Source organism: Natronomonas aquatica, from assembly GCF_024449025.1.
Taxonomy (GTDB): Archaea; Halobacteriota; Halobacteria; order Halobacteriales; family Haloarculaceae; genus Natronomonas; species Natronomonas aquatica.
In genome coordinates, this window is sequence record NZ_JAHLKM010000011.1 from 31,144 (window position 1) to 49,643 (window position 18,500).

16 protein-coding genes are annotated in these 18,500 nt (G+C 64.7%); 9 read left to right on the forward strand and 7 right to left on the reverse strand.

The window, feature by feature from the left end; all coding sequences use genetic code 11:
• The first annotated feature begins 117 nt into the window (after positions 1 to 117).
• Positions 118 to 1,815, forward strand: a complete 1,698-nt coding sequence (locus KM295_RS09560; RefSeq protein WP_256029724.1) for an acyl-CoA mutase large subunit family protein — start codon at positions 118 to 120, stop codon at positions 1,813 to 1,815.
• A gap of 215 nt (positions 1,816 to 2,030) precedes the next feature.
• Positions 2,031 to 2,936: an acyltransferase gene (locus tag KM295_RS09565; RefSeq protein ID WP_256029725.1), complete on the forward strand. Its 906-nt coding sequence runs from the start codon at positions 2,031 to 2,033 to the stop codon at positions 2,934 to 2,936.
• A gap of 30 nt (positions 2,937 to 2,966) precedes the next feature.
• Here KM295_RS09565 and KM295_RS09570 read toward each other — a convergent pair whose 3' ends face one another.
• From KM295_RS09570 to KM295_RS09585, 4 genes are all read right to left on the reverse strand, one after another.
• Positions 2,967 to 3,428, reverse strand: coding sequence for a MaoC family dehydratase (locus tag KM295_RS09570; RefSeq protein WP_256029726.1), 462 nt, complete (start codon positions 3,426 to 3,428; stop codon positions 2,967 to 2,969).
• A 15-nt stretch (positions 3,429 to 3,443) separates the two neighbouring features.
• Entirely contained in the window at positions 3,444 to 5,177 is a 1,734-nt protein-coding gene (locus KM295_RS09575) for an acyl-CoA carboxylase subunit beta (protein ID WP_256029727.1), read from the reverse strand.
• A 37-nt stretch (positions 5,178 to 5,214) separates the two neighbouring features.
• The gene (locus tag KM295_RS09580; protein WP_256029728.1) at positions 5,215 to 6,381 is read right to left on the reverse strand and encodes an acyl-CoA dehydrogenase family protein; all 1,167 of its coding nucleotides are present in this window, start codon (positions 6,379 to 6,381) and stop codon (positions 5,215 to 5,217) included.
• A 93-nt stretch (positions 6,382 to 6,474) separates the two neighbouring features.
• Complete coding sequence (locus KM295_RS09585; protein ID WP_256029729.1) at positions 6,475 to 8,469, reverse strand: AMP-binding protein; 1,995 nt, start codon at positions 8,467 to 8,469, stop codon at positions 6,475 to 6,477.
• Between the two features lie 288 nt (positions 8,470 to 8,757).
• Here KM295_RS09585 and KM295_RS09590 point away from each other — a divergent pair, with 288 nt between their 5' ends.
• From KM295_RS09590 to KM295_RS09600, 3 genes are read left to right on the forward strand one after another with little or no spacing between them, the layout of a single operon-like run.
• Positions 8,758 to 9,861, forward strand: a complete 1,104-nt coding sequence (locus tag KM295_RS09590; RefSeq protein WP_256029730.1) for a tripartite tricarboxylate transporter substrate binding protein — start codon at positions 8,758 to 8,760, stop codon at positions 9,859 to 9,861.
• A gap of 57 nt (positions 9,862 to 9,918) precedes the next feature.
• Positions 9,919 to 10,425: a tripartite tricarboxylate transporter TctB family protein gene (locus tag KM295_RS09595; RefSeq protein WP_256029731.1), complete on the forward strand. Its 507-nt coding sequence runs from the start codon at positions 9,919 to 9,921 to the stop codon at positions 10,423 to 10,425.
• Positions 10,426 to 11,973 carry a tripartite tricarboxylate transporter permease gene (locus KM295_RS09600; RefSeq protein ID WP_256029732.1) on the forward strand — a complete coding sequence of 516 codons (1,548 nt, stop codon included), beginning with the start codon at positions 10,426 to 10,428 and terminating at the stop codon, positions 11,971 to 11,973. It begins immediately after the preceding gene.
• 104 nt (positions 11,974 to 12,077) lie between these two features.
• Here the strand turns inward: KM295_RS09600 and KM295_RS09605 are convergent, their stop codons facing one another.
• On the reverse strand, positions 12,078 to 12,518 hold the full coding sequence (locus KM295_RS09605; RefSeq protein WP_256029733.1) for a universal stress protein: 441 nt from the start codon (positions 12,516 to 12,518) through the stop codon (positions 12,078 to 12,080).
• A 105-nt stretch (positions 12,519 to 12,623) separates the two neighbouring features.
• Here KM295_RS09605 and KM295_RS09610 point away from each other — a divergent pair, with 105 nt between their 5' ends.
• Entirely contained in the window at positions 12,624 to 13,730 is a 1,107-nt protein-coding gene (locus tag KM295_RS09610) for a phosphotriesterase family protein (RefSeq protein WP_256029734.1), read from the forward strand.
• Between the two features lie 148 nt (positions 13,731 to 13,878).
• Here KM295_RS09610 and KM295_RS09615 read toward each other — a convergent pair whose 3' ends face one another.
• On the reverse strand, positions 13,879 to 14,718 hold the full coding sequence (locus KM295_RS09615) for a M48 family metalloprotease (protein ID WP_256029735.1): 840 nt from the start codon (positions 14,716 to 14,718) through the stop codon (positions 13,879 to 13,881).
• Between the two features lie 281 nt (positions 14,719 to 14,999).
• Between KM295_RS09615 and dapA the strand changes: the two genes are divergently transcribed.
• Both dapA and dapB read left to right on the forward strand, forming a co-directional pair.
• Positions 15,000 to 15,884, forward strand: coding sequence for a 4-hydroxy-tetrahydrodipicolinate synthase (dapA, locus tag KM295_RS09620; RefSeq protein ID WP_256029736.1), 885 nt, complete (start codon positions 15,000 to 15,002; stop codon positions 15,882 to 15,884).
• Positions 15,881 to 16,621, forward strand: coding sequence for a 4-hydroxy-tetrahydrodipicolinate reductase (gene dapB, locus KM295_RS09625; protein ID WP_256029737.1), 741 nt, complete (start codon positions 15,881 to 15,883; stop codon positions 16,619 to 16,621). Before dapA ends, dapB begins: the two co-directional genes overlap by 4 nt.
• 12 nt (positions 16,622 to 16,633) lie before the next feature.
• Here the strand turns inward: dapB and KM295_RS09630 are convergent, their stop codons facing one another.
• Positions 16,634 to 17,407, reverse strand: a complete 774-nt coding sequence (locus KM295_RS09630; RefSeq protein WP_256029738.1) for a DUF7839 domain-containing protein — start codon at positions 17,405 to 17,407, stop codon at positions 16,634 to 16,636.
• A gap of 105 nt (positions 17,408 to 17,512) precedes the next feature.
• Here KM295_RS09630 and KM295_RS09635 point away from each other — a divergent pair, with 105 nt between their 5' ends.
• The gene (locus KM295_RS09635) at positions 17,513 to 18,205 is read left to right on the forward strand and encodes a metallophosphoesterase (protein WP_256029739.1); all 693 of its coding nucleotides are present in this window, start codon (positions 17,513 to 17,515) and stop codon (positions 18,203 to 18,205) included.
• Positions 18,206 to 18,500: the final 295 nt, after the last annotated feature.

Sequence of the window (18,500 nt, forward strand, 5' to 3'; positions counted from 1 at the left end):
GCGATTAAACGTTCCGGACGCATGGTTGGACGTTCTCCGGCGGTCGGCGGGGCCCTACTGTCCGAAAAAGTATACTAACGGCAACCCTTTTGCGCCGGGACGCACTCTTTGGCCTCAATGTTCGACGAGGACGATCTGGAGACGATCCGGGAGAGCCGGACGGCCTGGGAGGCCGAGACGCTCGATCCGTTCATAGAGGGCGGCGAACGGAAGGACCGCTTTGCGACCGTCTCGAACCACGAGGTCGACCGACTCTATACCCCCGAAGACATCGCGGACGTCGACTTCGAGACGGACATCGGCTTCCCCGGTGAACCGCCCTACACGCGGGGCGCCTACCCGACGATGTACCGCGGCCGGACCTGGACGATGCGGCAGTTCGCGGGCTTCGGGACCGCCGAGGAGACCAACGAGCGGTTCCACTACCTCATCGACGAGGGCCAGACGGGCCTGTCGACGGCCTTCGACATGCCGAGCCTCATGGGGCTCGACTCCGATCACCCGATGAGCGAGGGGGAGGTCGGCAAGGAGGGCGTCGCCGTCGACACGCTCCGGGACATGGAGATCCTCTTCGACGGCATCGACATCGGCGAGGTCTCGACCTCCTTTACCATCAACCCCTCGGCGCCGGTCATCTACGCGATGTACATCGCGCTGGCCGACAAGCAGGGTCTCGACCGCGAGGAGATCCGCGGGACGCTCCAAAACGACATGCTCAAGGAGTTTATCGCCCAAAAAGAGTGGGTGATCCCGCCGGAGCCGTCGCTGGATGTCGTCACCGACACCATCGAGTTCGCCGTCGAGGAGACGCCGAAGTTCCACCCGGTCTCGATCTCGGGGTATCACATCCGGGAAGCCGGCTCCACCGCCGCCCAGGAGGCCGCCTTCACGCTCGCGGACGGGTTCGCCTACGCCGAGGACTGTCTGGACCGCGGGCTCGACATCGACGAGTTCGCGCCGCTGTTCTCGTTTTTCTTTAACTCCCACAACTCCATCTTCGAGGAGGTCGCGAAGTTCCGGGCCTGCCGGCGCGTCTACGCCCGCGTAATGAAGGAGTGGTACGGCGCTGAACGCGACGAATCCAAGCGACTGAAGTTTCACACACAGACGGCGGGCCAGTCGCTGACCGCCCAACAGCCGCTGAACAACATCGTCCGGACGACGATCCAGGCGCTTGCGGGGGTGCTGGGCGGCACCCAGTCGCTGCACACGAACAGCTACGACGAGGCGCTCGCGTTGCCGAGCGAGGAGGCCGTCCGGGTCGCCCTCCGAACCCAACAGATCATCGCCGAGGAGTCCGGGGCCGCCGACATCGTCGACCCGATGGGCGGCAGTTTCGCCATCGAGAAGCTTACGAACGAGATGGAAGCAGAGATCACGGACTATCTCGAGGAGATCAAGGAGATGGGCGACGGCTCGGTTCGGGACGGCGTCCTGAAGGGGATTCCGGACGGCTACTTCCACAGGGAAATCCAGGAGGCCGCCTACGAGTACCAGAAACGCGTCGATGCCGGCGAGGAGACCGTCGTCGGCGTGAACGCCTACGAAATCGAGGAGGAGACCGACCCCGACATCCTCAAAGTCGACCCCGCGACCCGGGACCGACAGCTCGAACGGCTCGAGGAAGTCAAAGCCGAACGGGACGACGCCGCCGTCGAGGACGCCCTCGATGCCGTCTCGGCGGCGATCGAGAACGACGACAACGTCATGCCATCGATCATCGAGGCCGTGAAGGCCTACGCGACGATGGGCGAGATCATGGCGGTGTTCGAAGAGCACTACGGCTCCTATCAGGAGACGCTCGTCACTGCTTGATCGGCGCCTCTGGTGACGCCTTTTGTTTCTACCGTCAGACGAAAACAGATTCAATATTATACATCCACCTGGCAAAAAATGTTCTGAAATCCACTCTTAAGGACTATAGACCACGTATATATTCGTATGAGAGAAAAAATACAAAACGATCGTATGATAATTTGTGCTTCCCCACGTGAATCGAGACGGCATTCGACGGTGAATCCGGAAACACCATGACGAAACGCCACGTCGACGTCCCACCGGAGACCCAAGCGACGATCGACGAAACGATCGAACACATCGATACCCGGCTTACGGAGGAGGACCTCGCTTCGACCGTCGCGGAGACACTCGCCGATCTGTTCGGTGACTGGGACGCATACAAACGGTATCAGAACGGCGAGTCGGTGCCGCCGATGACCCGGATCCGGCTCCGGAGCTACGACCCGCAAAACGCGCTCATCGAGACCGAACACTGGGCCGAGCAGGAGCTATCGGCACTACAGGAGACGAAGTGTTTACGGTATCTCTGGGAAGGGTTCGATCTGTCGCCGCTGTCGAACAACCTCGCTTTCGCGCTTCCGTTCCGGCAGATGCTCGCGAACCACCTGTTCGCCGAGGCCGGTGAGGGGCTCCGTCTGTTCGGCAACATCAAGATCCAGTGTGGACACAACATCCACATGGGCGATAACGTCGTCGTCCACAACGACGTACTCCTCGACGACCGCGGGAAGCTCTCGATCGGCGATCGGGTCTCTATCGCGGACCGGACGCATGTCCACACCCACGCCCACGACACCGTCGACCAGACGGACGTCACGACGTACGAGACGATCCTCGAAGACGACGTCCGACTCGGGTACGGGTCGATGATCAGCGCCGGCTGTCGTATCGAACGAAACGCGATGGTCGGCGCGGGGGCGACGACGCTGGGCGATGCGCCAGCCCACCACATCGTGACCGGGTCACCGGCAAAGAGCGTCAAAATCAAGCCGGGATGGGAATCGGTCGCCGAGGATCTCGGTCCGCTCCCGGATAACCGTGAAAGCAGACGGCTGCCGACGGAGTTCCCCGAGTCTTTCGACGAGTTCGACGAGTTCGGACGGGACCTATCGCCGCCGGGAGACGTCTCGGGGTAGCGCGTGAGTCGGCGGATCGAACAGAGCGGATCAGCCCGACGGTTCTTTTAACGACAGCGCCGTCCGCTCGAACGAACAGACCAGCGGTTCCTCCGGATCGTTCACTTTGAACACCTCGACGCGCATCGTGACGATGCCCCGTTCGCCGTCGCTGGTCTCCCGTTTGTCCGTCACCGTCGACTGGACCCGGATCGTATCGCCGTGAAAGACGGGGTTGGGGTGTTCGACGTTGTCATACGAGAGGTTGGCGACGATGGTCCCGTCTGTCGTCTTGGGGATCGTCAGCCCGACCGCGAGGCTCATCGTATAGAGACCGTTGACGAGCCGTTCGCCGAAGTCGGTGCCGGCGGCGAACTCGGCGTCGAGGTGCAGCGGCTGTTGGTTCATCGTCATATCGCAGAAGGCCTGGTTGTCGGCCTCCGAGATCGTGCGCCGTTTGTCGTGTTCGATGGTCTCGCCGACCTCGAACTCCTCGTAGTATTTTCCGGTCATGTGTCGTCTCCGTCCCTACAGGACGGTGCCGTGTTTCTTGTCCGGTAGCTCCTTTTCGATGCCTTCGTAGAACGCAAAGCGGTTCGAAAGCTCCTCCCGTAGCGTGCTCGGCGGGACGACCTCGTCTATGACGACCTCGCTTGCCATCCGGCGGGCGTCGATGTCCTCTCGGAACTGCTCGCGGAGCTCTTTTTCCGTCTGTTTCCGTTCCGCCTCGTTGTCGATCTCGGCCAGCTTGCGGGCGTAGACGGCGTTGATCGCCGCTTCTGGCCCCATGATCGCGATCTCGCCCGAGGGCAGCGCGAGCGTCGATTCGGGGTCGTACGCCGGCCCGGACATCGCGTAGATGCCGGCGCCGTAGGCCTTCCGGACGACGACACACTGTTTCGGCACCGTCGCCGAGGAGGTCGCGTAGATCATCTTCTTGCCCTGCTCTAAGATGCCCTCCTTTTCGACCCCCGAGCCGGCCATAAATCCCGGCGTGTCCGTGAGGTACAGAAGGGGGACGTTGTAGGCGTCACACGTCCAGATGAACTCCCCCGCCTTCTCGGCGGCGTCGGGGAAGATCGCGCCGGCCCGGTGGGCGGGCTGGTTGGCGACGATCCCGATCGGCCGGCCGTCGATGCGGGCAAATCCCGTGAGGATCTCCTTGCCGTACTCCGGTCTGAGTTCGAACCACGAGCCGGTGTCGACGACCCGGTCGATGAGATCGACCATGTCGTACCCCCGGTTCGGTGCCTCCGGAATGACGCCGTCGATTTCCTCCGGGGGAGATGCCGGCGGCTTCCCCCCGGTTCGGGGCGGCTTCTCGTCGCTGTTGTCCGGGAGGTAGCCGATCAACTGGGCGACGAGTTCGCGGGCGTGTTCCTCGTCCTCCGCCACGAGATCCGCGCTGCCGGAGTGTTTCGCGTGGACGTCGGGACCGCCCAGCTCCTTTAGGCTGATCTCCTCGCCGGTGACCATCTCGACCATCCGCGGGCTGGCGATCGCCATCGAGCTCATCCCCCGGACCATGACGGTGAAATCAGCGAAGACGGGGGTGTAGGCCGCCCCGGCGATACACGGGCCGTACAGCACACAGATCTGTGGCACCCGTCCCGAGAGCATCGAGTGGTTGTAGTAGTACTTCCCGATGCCCTCCCGGTTGGCAAAAAAGCCCGTCTGCTGGTCGATCCGGCCGCCCGAGGAGTCCATCAGGTACAACACCGGCCGCCCGGTCTTCAGCGCGCGCTGTTGCATCCGGAGGAACTTCTCGACGCCCTTGGCGGCCATGCTGCCCCGCTTGACCGTGTAGTCGTTGGCCATGAAGTGAAGATCGCGGCCCTCGAACGCCGCGCCGCCGGTGATGAGCCCGTCGGCCGGCAGCACGTCCTCGGCGTCGAACTCCGCGAACTTCCCGTCCTCGAAGAGAAAGCCCTCCTCCCCGAACCACAACTCCAGGCGGTCCCGGACGAACTTCTTGCCCTGTTCGGGGAGCTGGTCTTTGTACTTCTGTTTGCCGCCGGATTCGATCTCCCCGATCTCCTCCCACAGCCGTTCTTCACGTTCGGTCGGGCCGAGATCGGGTTCCGGTTCCGGTTCGGCTCCGCCCGCGGAGTCGCCGCGGTCGCCACCGTCGTAGCTCGCCGTCCCGAGTTCCTCGTCGTCGGCCGAGACGACCGTCACGTCCTCTTCGAACCGCGCAACGAGCGCTTCGGCGAGCGCCCGGGCCGTCTCCGCCGTCATCTCGCGTTTGACACTGACCTTCATCGCTCCCTCCCGCTTAGAGCGTCCGTCCCGAGCATGCTCAGTACGCTCTCGGGAAGCCGATCTCCTGGCTGATGTGGTTGTACGCCATCTGCTGGGTGACCGGCGCCAGCCGGGTCAGATTGATTTCGCGCCACCACCGTTCGACGTCGTACTCCGTGGCGTACCCCCAGCCACCGAAGGCCTGCATCGACTGTTTGACCGTCTCGATGCCGGCCTCGACGGCCGTCGCCTTCGCGACGTTCGTCTCGTAGCCGCAGGGCTCGCCCTGCTCGTAGAGGTGTTCGGCCTTTTTTCGCATCTGGACGGCCGCTTCCATGCGGGCGTAGGGTTTCGCGATCGGGAAGGAGACCGCCTGATGGGTCCCGATCGGCGCGCCGAAGACCTCCCGGTCGTTGGCGTACTCGATCGCGGCGTCGGCGGCCAGTTTGCCGATCCCCGTGCCGGCGGCCGCAAAGCCGATCCGCTCGGGGTTGAGCATCTCGACCAGCGCCCACCACCCCTCGTCGCGCTCGCCGAGGAGGTTCGATTCGGGGACGCGGACGTCCTCGAAGAACACCTCACAGGACTTCGAGTAGTTCATCGCGTGTTTTTCGATCGGCGAGACGTCGATTCCCGGCGAGTCCATGTCGACGATAAGGAGGCTGATCCCGTCCGTCCCGCGGTCGACCTCATCGCGCGGCGTCGTCCGCGTGACGAGTATCATGTTGTCGGCCCGGTCGGCGAAGGTGATCCAGGCCTTCTGGCCGTTGAGGACGTACTCGTCGCCGTCCTTCTCGGCGCGAGTGGCGACGTTGAGGGTGTTCGTCCCCGCCTCGGGTTCGGTGATCCCGATAGAGAAGTTCCGGTCGCCGGCCGCGATGTCGGTGAGATACGTCTCTTTCTGTTCGCCGGTGCCGCGCTCTTTCAGCCCGACCGTCGCCATGCCGGCGGTCAACACCAGATACCAGGTGCCGGCCATTCCACAGCCCTCCGCACAGAGCGTCTCCATCGCGAGGCCGAGTTCGCCCATTCCCATGCCGGCCCCGCCGTATTCTTCGGGGACGAGCAGCCCGTGGAAGCCGGCCTCGCCGAGTTCGTCCCAAAAGCCCGCCGCGAACTCCCCGTTCTCCTCTTTTTCTCGCCAGTACTCGGGACCGAACTCGGTCGCGATCTCCGTCGCCGTCGCGGAGATCATCGAGTGTTCGGTACTCGTCTCGGAGGTCATTAGTTTCGCTGGGTCGCCCACCGCATTAGTTGTTTGTGTCCCCCAGAATAACGCGTCTGTCGGCGGCAAACGGGCCGGAGACGGACGGGACGACTACCGTGCCTCTTCGATCCCCTCGAGCGCTTCGGGGTTCTCGATGCTGCTCATGTCACCGAGGTCCTCGCCGGTGTAGGTGGCCTCGATCGCCCGTCGGATGATCTTCCCGGATTGTGTTTTGGGGAACTCGTCGACGAACCGCACTTCCCGGGGTCGGAACGGTTTGCCCTGTTCTTCGCCGACCAGTTCGCGGATCTCCTCGCGGAGCCCCTCGGTCTCCTCGACGCCCTCCTCGACGACGATGTACAGCACGACCGCGGTCCCGGTCGTGTCGTCGGGAACGCCGACAGCGGCGGCCTGGTTGACGTCGTCGTGTTCCATCGCCGCCCCCTCGATCTCGGCGGGGCCGACCTTCCGGCCCGCGACGTTCAACGCGTCGTCGGCCCGCCCGTGGAGGAACCAGAAGCCGTCTTCGTCCTTCTGGGCCCAGTCGCCGTGGTTCCACATCGGCGGATCCTGGAACGCCGACCAGTACTCGTGGAGGTACCGCTCGTCGCCGCCCCACAGCGATTTGGTCATCGCGGGGTTCGAATCGCGGGCGACCAGATAGCCGCGTTCGTTGTCCTCCTTGATCGACTCGCCCGTCTCGTCGACGATGTCGATGTCCATCCCCAGTCCGGGCCCGCCGAGCGTGCAGGGCTTCAGCGGCTGGGTCGGCATCGGCATCAGGAAACAGCCGACGATCTCGGTGCCACCGGAGATGTTGACGATCGGCGTCTCGCCGCCGCCGACGTGTTCGTAGAACCACAGCCACGACTCGGGATCCCACGGCTCGCCGGTCGAACCCAGCAGTCGGAGACTGGAGAGGTCGTGGCCCTCGATCCACTCGTCGCCCTGCTTGCGGAGCGCCCGGATCGCCGTCGGCGAGATGCCGAACTGGGTGATTCCGTGCCGGTCGATCAGCTTCCAGAAGCGATCCGGCTGGGGGTGGTCCGGGGCACCCTCGTACATGACGACCGTGCCGCCGAAGGTGTGGGTGCCGATGAGCGACCACGGCCCCATCATCCAGCCGATATCCGAGACCCAGAAGAACCGGTCGGCGGGCTTGAGATCGAACCCGAAGTACACCTCCTTGGCCGGCTGGAGCAGGGCGCCGGCGTGGGTGTGGACGATCCCCTTCGGCTTGCCGGTCGTCCCCGAGGAGTACAGGAGCATCGACTCTTGGTCGCTGTCGAGGGATTTCGTCTCGTACTCGTCGGACTGCGTTTCGACGGCGTCGGCCCACCACGCGTCCCGATCGTCGTTCCAGGGAATCTCGATCCCGTCGTCGTCGCTCGCGCCGAGCCGGTCGTAGACGACGGTGTGTTCGACGTGGCCCACCTCGTCGATGGCCTCGTCGGCCGCGTCTTTGAGTGTGATCTCGTCTCCCCGGCGGTAGAAGCCGTCGCCGGTGAAAAGCACCGAACACGCCGAGGCGTCGATCCGGGTGGCGGTCGCGTCGACGCCGAACCCCGAGAAGATCGGGACGGCGATGGCGCCGGCCTTGAAACAGCCATAGAGGATCGAGATGACCTCCGGGACCATCGGCATGTAGAGTCCGACCGTGTCGCCGGTCTCGATCCCGACCGACTCGAGGTAGTTCGCGACCTGGTTGGACCCCCTGTGGAGTTCGTGGTACGTGAGCTCCCGGACTTCGCCGTCCTCGCCCTCCCAGATGCAGGCGATCCTGTTTCTGGTCTCGCTGTCGAGGGCGCCGTGGCGGTCGACGGTGTTGTGGGCGACGTTCAACTCGGCGCCGGGGTACCACTCGGAGAACTGCGGACCGTCGGTGTCGTCCCGGACGGTGTCGTAGGGTTCATAGAACTCGATGCCGAGATAGTCGGGGAGTTCGTCCCAGAACCACTCGATGTCGGTCGTCGTCCGCTCTATGAGTTCGTCGTAATCCGCGATGTCGTACTCCTCCATGAACGCCGTGACGTTCGCCGATTCGACGAACGCCTCGTCGGGTTCGTGGACGATCTCGTCGCGTAGCGCCTCGATATCTTTCGTCATTGTTCGTGATTGTGCGGCGGTTTTCCTCGCGCGTTCTTTACTCTAACGGTGGGTGGCTTCCGCTCGGGTGCCGACGGGGTTTCGCGGACAGGGGTCTCCCGTCACGATCGGTAGCCCCTGTATACCTGAAAGCCTCCCCCGATATGTCCTCGGTTCGCACCGACAAACGATCGCTACCGAGGGAGACTCCCGGTTTTTACTGGCGAGCGGCCCATCTGATACCCTTCGTCGTATTTTATGATTATTTATAGAAATTTTTATAACCATAGACTCTTGACATCTGTTCGTATGCCAGATGATAGCATGAGTTTCGACAGGCGAACGTTCCTTCGGACAGGGGTTACCGGTGTCGCCGGAGTCGGCCTAGCGGGCTGTTCCGGCAACGGAGGCAACGGCGGCAACGGTGGCAACGGTGGCAACGGTGGCAACGGTGGCAACGGTGGCAACGGCGGCGGAAACGGCGACGGCAACGGTGGCGGTGACGATGGCTCCGACGGCGGATCGGGTGGAAGCGACTACCCGTCACAGGACATCGAGATGATTGTCCCGTGGGCCTCCGGCGGCGGGACCGACCGGACGGGCCGCAAGCTGGCGGAGCTCGGGAGCGAGGAGATCGACCCCTCCGTTTTCGTCTCGAACGTGACCGGCGGCACCGGGAGCGTCGGCCACCGGGAGATGGCCAACGCCGACCCCGACGGGCACGTGATCGGCACGCTGGACATCACGATCACACAGATCGAACACATGGGCATCGCGGACATCAACCACGAGGAGTTCTCGCCCATCCTCCAGTACAACACCGACCCGGCGGCGATCACGGTCAGCGAGGACGCCGAATGGGACACGATCGGCGATCTCGTCGCGGCCGCCGAGGAGAACCCCGGGGAGATCTCCATCTCCAACGCCGGGACCGGCGGCGTCTGGCACATCGCGGCGGCCGGGTTCGCCCAGGAAGCCGGCGCGGAGTTCGAACACGTACCGTACGACGGCGGGAACCCGGCCGCACAGGCGGTCCTCGGTGGCGAGGTCGATGCCACCGCGGCAAGCGCCGTCGAAGTCCGGCCGCTGCTCGATGAGGGGCTGAAACTCCTGGCGGTCATGAGCGAGGAGCCGCTCGATTGGGCGGACGCCCCGACCCTCCAGGGGGAAGGTATCGACTGGTCCTTCGGTGCCTGGCGTGGTCTCGGAGCGCCGCTCGACGTCCCGCAGGAACGGCTCGATTTCCTCGAGGAGACGTTCACCGCCGTCTACGAGAGCGAGGAGTTCCAGAGCTTCATGGAGGAGCAGGGCTTCGGGACGGTGCACCGAACCTCCGACGAGTTCGCTGACTTCATGGACGAACAGTACGAGACCATGGGCACGCTGATCGAGAACCTCGGTCTCAACGAATAATCCCCATCAGGTATCCGCACAATTTTAATAGTTTTCCCTGAAGGGGAGTAACATATCATGGCAGTCGAAATTAAACATACGGAGAAGGTCGGCGCAGTACTGTTCTTGGCACTGTCGGTCGCCGTGTTCTACATATCCGGGCAGTTTCCGGAACCGCCGACGGAAACCGGCCCCGGGTCGTACCCCCGGGTGATCGTCACGCTCATTTCGATCTTCGCTCTGATACAGATCGGACGGAGCCTCTATAGGGGCGAGACGACGACCCACGAGGTCACGATCCCGGCGGCCAAGCGGGTGGCGACCGTCTCGGCGCTGATCGTAGCGTACGTTCTCACGATGTCGTATCTCGGGTTCCTGATCGGAACGGCGCTGTTTCTCGCGGCCACGATCCGCTACTCGGGCGGAACGAACCCTATCAGGATCACGGCCGTCTCGGCGCTGGTCCCGATCGTCCTCTATTATGCGTTCGGGGCGTTCCTCCGCGTTCGTCTCCCGGAAAACCCCTTCTTTTCGGTCGCCAGGCTGCTCCCCCCGCTACCGCTCGCTGTCGGGGTGATCGGCTGAATGACCCTCGGGTTCGTCAACGGGGTCATTCAGGGTGCAGCACTCGTCTTTCAGCCGTTCGCGTTCCTGCTCATCCTCATCGGCGTCACGCTCGGTATCATCATGGGATCGATCCCCGGGATGACGGCGACGATGACCGTCGCCGTGCTCGTCTCGTTCACCTTCGGGATGCAGCCCGCCGAGGGGATGATGCTCCTTTTGGGTATCTACGGGGGAGCCCTCTATGCCGGTTCCATCCCCGCGATACTCATCCGGACGCCGGGGACGCCGAGCGCCGCCGCGACGATCTTCGATGGCTTCCCGCTCTCACAGCAGGGCCGGGCCGGCTATGCGATCGGTATCGCGACCGTGGCTTCGTTCATCGGCGGCGCCACGAGCGTCGTCATCATCACCTTCCTCGCGCCGGAGATCGCGGAGATCGCCCTGAACTTCCAGTCGCCGGAGTTCTTCGCGCTCGCGTTCTTCGGACTGACCATCATCTCGTCGGTCAGCGGCGACTCTGTGGTGAAGGGGATGATCTCCGGGCTGTTGGGGATGTTGCTCGCGACGGTCGGTCTCGACCCCATGCAGGGGTTCCCCCGGTTCGCCTTCGGGTACACACAGCTCTCGGCCGGCTTCCAGTTCATCGCGATCATGATCGGGCTGTTCGGCATCGCCGAGGGGCTCTCCCGGTACGCCAAGACGCTCCGCGACACCGAGGTGAAACAGAACTTCACGAACATCTGGCCGAGCATCGGCGACCTCCAGAAGATCCGAAACGTCACGCTCGCCTCGAGTTTCGTGGGAACGTTCATTGGGGCGCTCCCGGGTGCGGGCGGTGACATCGCCTCGTTCGTCACGTACAACGAGGCGAAACGCTGGATATCGAACGCCAAACCGCCGTTCGGCGAGGGCAACATCAACGGTGTCGCCGCCGCCGAGTCCGGGAACAACGCCAGTACCGGCGGGGCGCTCGTTCCCACGCTCACTCTCGGTATCCCGGGCGACTCCGTCACGGCCATCCTCATCGGCGCGCTCATGGTCCACGGCTTGCGTCCCGGCCCCCGGCTGTTCCGGACGGAACCGCAACTGGTGTACGCCATCTTCGTCGGGTTCTTTACGGTATACGTCGTCATCCTGCTCGCCGGACTGCTCGGCGCGCGAGCGTGGGCGCGCATCATCAGCTTCCCACAGCAGTACCTCTGGCCGGTGATCTTCGTGCTGTGTGTCCTCGGGTCGATCGCGCTCCGCGGGAACCTCTTCGACGTGTGGGCGATGGTCGCGGCGGGTATACTGGGCTTTCTGCTGCGCGAGGACGGGTACCCCCTCGCGCCGATGGTGCTCGGTATGATCCTCGGACCGATCGCCGAGGAGAACCTCCGCCGCTCGCTGGAACTGTCGAGTGGGTCCTGGTCGATCTTCATCCAGGACCCGATCGCGGCGGCGATCCTCGGGCTGGCGGCGCTGTCGCTCCTGTCGCCGCTGTTCCTCGGTGGCGTCGGAGAATCCACCGAGAGCGGATCGGAAAGCGAAGGCGAAGACGACGGTGACGCTGAAGGCGAGGACTGACCTCACCACTCCCCGCCCTCGTCCCCCGATCCGGAAGCTACTGAAACGACGGGCCGACCCGGGCGTTCACACGACCCGGGGCGCGATCGGACCCCGTCCGGAACTCAATCGGATTCCTCGACGCGAACGGAGACGACCGGACAGTCGGCTTCGAGCAGTACCGCCTGCGTGACGCTGCCGAACAGGACCTTCCCGACCGGCGAGCGTCTTCGTCCTCCGATGACGAGGTATCGGGCGTCCTGTTCGTCGGCGTACTTGAGGATCTCCTGGGCGGGGTAGCCGACGCGTCCGACGGCGGTGAACTCTTCGAGGACGTCCGCACTGAGCTTTCTGGCCTGTTCGCGTGCGTACTGTTTTGGTGTATCGGCATCGATGCTCTCGCCCGGGTTAGACTGTGATTCCCGACGGATCTCTTCGGTGGATTCGTACTGTCCCTGTACGTGGATGACGTGTAACTCCTCGTCGAAGGCCTCTGCCAGCTCCCGACCCTGCTGGAGAATCCGATGCGTTCCGGGACCGTCCTCGACCGCAGCGACGATGGTCATACCGGGGTTATTACCGTGTAGCTATATTAAACCGGGGCTGCAGCGGCGGGCCCCAGTCGCAACAGGGGCGAAACCTATTTATTCGAAGACGTGGGCAATGCTATCATGTCTCAGGACACGGGAACCGTCGTGACCGTCGAGGGGCGGATCGACCCGTCGGATCTCGGTGTGACGCTCCCCCACGAGCATACCTTCATCGACCTCACGGACGCGTGGTTCGACCAGCCCACGTCGACGGTGGACCGTCGGCTCAGCCGCGAGCCGGTCACGCTGTCGAACCTCCATCGGATCCGGCGCGAACCGCTGAACAACAGGGCCAACGGGCGGCTCGATTCCGTCGAGGAGGCCGTCGACGAACTGACCCGGTTCCGGAACGCCGGCGGCGGCGCGGTCGTCGACGTGACGCCGAAAAACACCGGCGAGGACCCAAAGCGCGTACGGCAGGTCGCCCGGGCGACCGGACTCCACTTCGTCCATGGGACCGCCTTCTACACCCGGGGCGGCCATCCGGACCGCGTCTCGGAGGCGAGCGTGGACGATCTGGCCGACGAGTTCGTCTCCGACGTCCGAAACGGCATCGGCGAGACCGACGTCCGGGCGGGTCTCGTGGGGGAAATCGGCGTTAGTAACCGGGTCGAGCCCGACGAAGAGACGGTACTGCGGGCCGGCGCCCGCGCCGCCCTCCGGACCGGAGCGCCGTTGAACGTCCACCCGCCGGGTCGGCGTCCGACCGCCCACCAGGACTATACGTACCCCTCCTCGAAGTGGGCGCTCGACGTCCTCGATATCCTCGAAGACGAGGGGCTTTCCGCCGAGCGGGTCGTCATCAGCCACATGGACCGGACGCGGTTCGAGTTCGATCCCGACTCCCTGGAGTACCAGCGGGAGGTCGCCGATCGGGGGGCCTACCTGGAGTACGACCTCTGGGGGACGGACTTCCATCAGGAGAAGTTCGACAACGGATGGCCCTCCGATCCCGAGCGCATCGACGCGGTACTCGATCTCGTAGCGGACGGCTATCTCGATCACCTCCTGTTTTCTCACGACGTCTGTATGAAGATCCAGCGGACGGCGTACGGCGGGTTCGGGTACAGCCACCTGCTGGAGAACGTCCGCCCGATGCTCGAACACCACGGGCTGAGCCGCGAGGAGTTCGAGACGATAACGGAGACCAATCCCCGACGGATGCTCACCTTCGAACGGCCCGCCTGATGGTGTGTATACGCGAGACGGCGCCGAATTTCGGAGATAAAAGCGATACAGCTGCTCTCCGGTTCGGGACTCAAGCCCCGACGGGCAGGCCGAACGTTTCGGTTTCGTCGGCAGGACCGTCCGAAGGGGGACTGCCCGGAGACGTACGTCAGTAGTAGCTTCGCTCGACGTCCCGGACGGCTTCGATCCGCTTTTCGATCGGCGGGTGCGTCGCAAAGAGCCGCTGGAGCGCCGAGCGCTCGCCGCCGAAGATACACAGTGCGGCGACGTTGTCGTCTAGTTCGGCGTTCGAGCCCTCGCTGGCGGTCGAGATCTTCCCCAGCGCGCGGGCCATCGCGTCGCCGCCGACGTGTTCGGCGGCATCGGCGTCGGCCACGTACTCGCGGTACCGCGAGATCGCCAGCACGAACACCATCGCGACCATCTGGACGGCGATACTGGCCAGATAGCCGAGGACGATGTTCCCGATCCCCCCGTCCCGCGAGAAAGCGATCGCGAAGTACGCCGCCATCCCGAGCATCGAAGCGATCGATTGGCCCATCACCATCGTCACCACGTCACGGTTGTCGATGTGGGCGAGTTCGTGGGCGAGAACGCCCTCCAACTCCTCGCGGTCGAGCAGCCGGATCAGCTCCGAGGAGACGACGACGACGCCGGCGCCGCGGCGGCCGACCGCGAAGGCGTTGGGCATCCCCATATCCGCGACCATCAGCCGGGGCTTTTCGAGGTCCATGTCGTCGGCGAACCGCTCGACCGCGCGGTGGATCTCGGGGTAGCGATCCTCGGGCATGTCCTCGGCGCCGGCGCTCCACAGCGCGATCTTCTTGCCGATGACGTACTGAAATCCTCCGAAGGCGACGGTTCCAAGCAGAACGAGCGGGATCGAGACGCCGAACGCTTCGACGGCGACTATCGCCAAGAGGGCATAGAAGGCAAACAGGATGCTCCCGACGACGGCCATCCGTACTTTGAGTCCGGTGTGGTTCATGCGTTCGAACGGGTAGGGATCTGACGATAAAATGGTTTCTGACATATACGTTATCAAAGCACACGGAAAACTCACAACACATAAGTTGGTCGACGTTGCGGTTGTAGACATGCGAGGTCACGTGCTCGCCGGGTCGAAGACGAGCCCCCCGGAGCACGTCGGCTCTTCTCCGAAAAAGGCCAAACGTCCATAGGGCGGTCTCCGGCGGGTGTGGCGTCCCGTCGGAGGTCGGAACCGACGGACGTTCGGCTCGAAACTATCGACGATATCCACCCACCATAATGACACACAACACGTTCACCGGCGTCTTCCCCGCGATGACGACGCCGTTCGACGACGACGAGAGTATCGACCACGAAACGCTCCGCGCACACGCCCAGCGACTCGAGGCCGCCGGCGTTGACGGGCTCGTCCCCGTCGGCACCACCGGCGAATCGGCCACGATGACCCACGACGAACACATCGATGTCGTCGAGACTGTCATCGACGCGGTCGACGACGTCCCCGTCATCGCCGGTTCGGGGTCGAACAACACCCGCGAGGCGCTCGATCTCTCCGAGCGAGCCGCGAATGCCGGCGCCGATGGCCTGCTTTTGATCTCGCCGTACTACAACAGGCCCGAACCCGAGGGCATGGAGCACCACTTCCGGACGATCGCCGACGCGGTCGATCTCCCCCAGATCGTCTATAACGTTCCCAGCCGGACCGGCCGGAACGTCGCCGTCGAGACGGCGGTTTCGCTGGCCGGACACGAAAACATCGTCGGGTACAAGGCCGCAAGCGGCGATCTCGGCCGGATCGGCGAGGTCATCGAGCGCACCCGAGGGGAGAACTTCGAGGTGCTTTCGGGCGACGACGCCCTCACGCTGCCGACCGTCAGCCTGGGGGGATCGGGCTGTATCAGCGTCGCGGCGAACGTCGAGCCCGAACCCACCGTCGCACTCGTCGGATCGGCGCTGGCCGGCGACTTCGATCGCGCTCGACAGCTCCAGTACGAACTCGGCGACCTCTTCCGGACGCTCTTCGTCGAGACGAACCCGATCCCGATCAACGAGGCCATGGAGATGCGCGGGATCCACCCGGCGACGATGCGCTCGCCGCTGAGCCGGCTCCGCCCCGAGCACCGCGAGCAGCTGCGTGCCGTCCTCGAGGACCTCGAACGATGAGGCTCGTCGTCGTCGGTGCCACGGGTCGGACGGGCGGCGAGATCGTCGCCGAGGCCGGCGGCCGCGGTCACGACGTCGTCGGGGTGGCTACCTCCTCGGACTCGATCGAGGACGTCCGCGTCTATCCGAACGAAAAGCTCCCCGAACTGCTCGTCGAGGCCGACGCGGTCATCGACTTCACCGTCCCCGAGGCGAGCAGAGCCCACGCCGAGGCCGTCGCCGAGGCGGGCGTCCCCTACGTCGTCGGGACGACCGGATTCGAGGAGGCCGGCCTCGACGCCCTGTGGGACGCAAGCGAGACGATTCCGGTATTGAAGGCCTCGAACTTCGCCCGCGGCGTGCAGGCGCTTTTGGAGGTCGTCGCGGCCGGCGTCGAGGCGCTCCCGGAGTACGATATCGAACTCACCGAGACCCACCACAACGGCAAGCGTGACGCCCCGAGCGGCACCGCCAACGCGATCCTCGACGCCGTCGACGAGGCCCGCGAAACGGAACTGGACCGTACCCACGGCCGCGAGGGTGACCATCCCCGCGAGGACTCCGAGATCGGGGTCCACGTCCGGCGGGCCGGGAACGTCCGTGGCGAACACGAACTGCTCTTGGCGGGTAACGACGAGGTGCTGACGCTGACCCATCGCGCCGAATCCCGGCGCGTCTTCGCCGCCGGCGCCGTCGACGCAGCCGAGTGGCTCGTCGGCAAAGCGCCCGGCTGGTACGACTTCGGGGACGCCCTGTAGCGCGGCCGGGTTTCAAATATCGTCAACCTCGTAGGCGAGGCCGGCGTCCCGGAGCGCGTCTGTCACCCGTCCCGCCAGATCCGTCGTCGCGACGACGACGACGTCGAGCCCCCGCCCGGCGGCGGCGGCGGCGACAGCGCCGGCGGCGAAGGTCGTCTCGGGGTCGACGCCAGACTCTCTGAGGGTGGCGACGGCCTCGACGCCGGCGGCCGTCACGAGGTCGGCTTCGGCGGCGGCCTCTGCGAGTCCCTCCGATCCCTCCGGCGTCCCCGACCGGATCGGCGCGATCTGAAATACCGTCACATCGCCGGGATCGAGGTCGATAATGCCGGCGAAGCCGGTGACGCCGACGACCTCTCCCCCCGCCGCGTCCGTGGTCGCGACGCCGGTCGCCGGCCCCGCCTCGCCCGGCGTGGCGTGCAACAACCCGTCCTCGATAGAAAGCGAGACCGTCTCGCCGGTCTCGATCTCGTCGGTCGCGAAAGCGGCGTCCTCCTGCATGCTCCCGAGAACGTCCTCGGTGACGTGATCGGCAAAGCGGCGGACGTCGGAGGCCTGCTGGAAGAGCCAGTCGACGCCCCGCTTTGTCACCCGGTAGCGCGAGCGGGCTTCCTTCTCGACGAGTCCCTCATCGACGAGTTCCCGGATGTATTCCGAGACGGCCTGGCTCGTCACGCCGACGGCGTCGGCGATCTCGCCCTGGTTCACCGCCGGCTGCCGTTCGGCGATCTCGACGAGCACGCGGAACTTCGTCGCGGCCCGTTTGTTGTCGAGGACGTCGACCATACCGGTCTCTGGGGGCGATCGTTTATAAACCTCGGCGACTCGGACAGCCGTGTGTTCCCGCTACCGTCCCGTCAGCGCTTTCCCGGCCGGGGCCGACCCTTCGGTATGGAGTTTCGGCCCCACGATCGGGCGGTCTATATCCCGGAGTCGGGGACGCTCGTCTGTGCGGACCTCCACGTCGGGCGCGATGCCGCCTCGGATGTCGAACTCCGGCTCGGCGAACACGAGGATCTCACCTCGCGGTTCGCGGGGCTTCTCGAGCTCTACGAGCCGTCGACGACGATCGTCGCCGGGGACCTCCTGCACTCGTTCGATCGGATCCCGACGGGCGCGGCGGACACCGTCCGGACGCTTTCGGGGCTCGCCGCCGACGCCGGCTGTCGGATGGTCGTAACACCCGGCAACCACGACACCATGCTCGAGGAACTTTGGGAGGGAGCGATCACGTCGGAGTACCGACCCGACGATCAGGGCGTCGTCGTTACCCACGGGCACGTCCCGCCGGCGGCCGACGCCGAGTGGTACGTCGTCGGCCACGACCACCCGACGATCGAGATCGAGGGGCTCCGGCGGCCCTGCTATCTGTACGGGCCCGACCAGTACGAGGGGGCGGGCCTGTTGATGCTGCCGTCTTTCAGCCGGCTGCCGGCCGGCGTCCGTGTCAACGGAATGTCGGCGGCGGCGTTTCAGTCGCCGCTCGTTACCGACGTCGGCTCGCTCAGACCGATCGTCTACGACGACGAGAGCGGGGAGACCCATACCTTCCCGCCGCTGGACGAGTTTCGGCGGCACCTGTGAGCGATCGCGCCGGTCGGTGGTTATACGCTGAGCAGGCGCAATACCACGGCCTTCAGGCCGTGGATACGTGCCGTCACGCCCTCCAAAACCCCACTGTCGCCGATCGATTCAATTTTCAAACCCCCACGTTTAATTGACAGGCAACCATACAATAAATCAGGAATCTGCTGGGAACAGAGCGATTCCCACCGCTCCTACGATGGCGGCCTGTCCGCCCCAAGCAATGAGACAATCATCGGAACCAGTCCGGTGAACGGTCGGTTCCTACAATGAACCGATGCTGTGCCCGACTGCT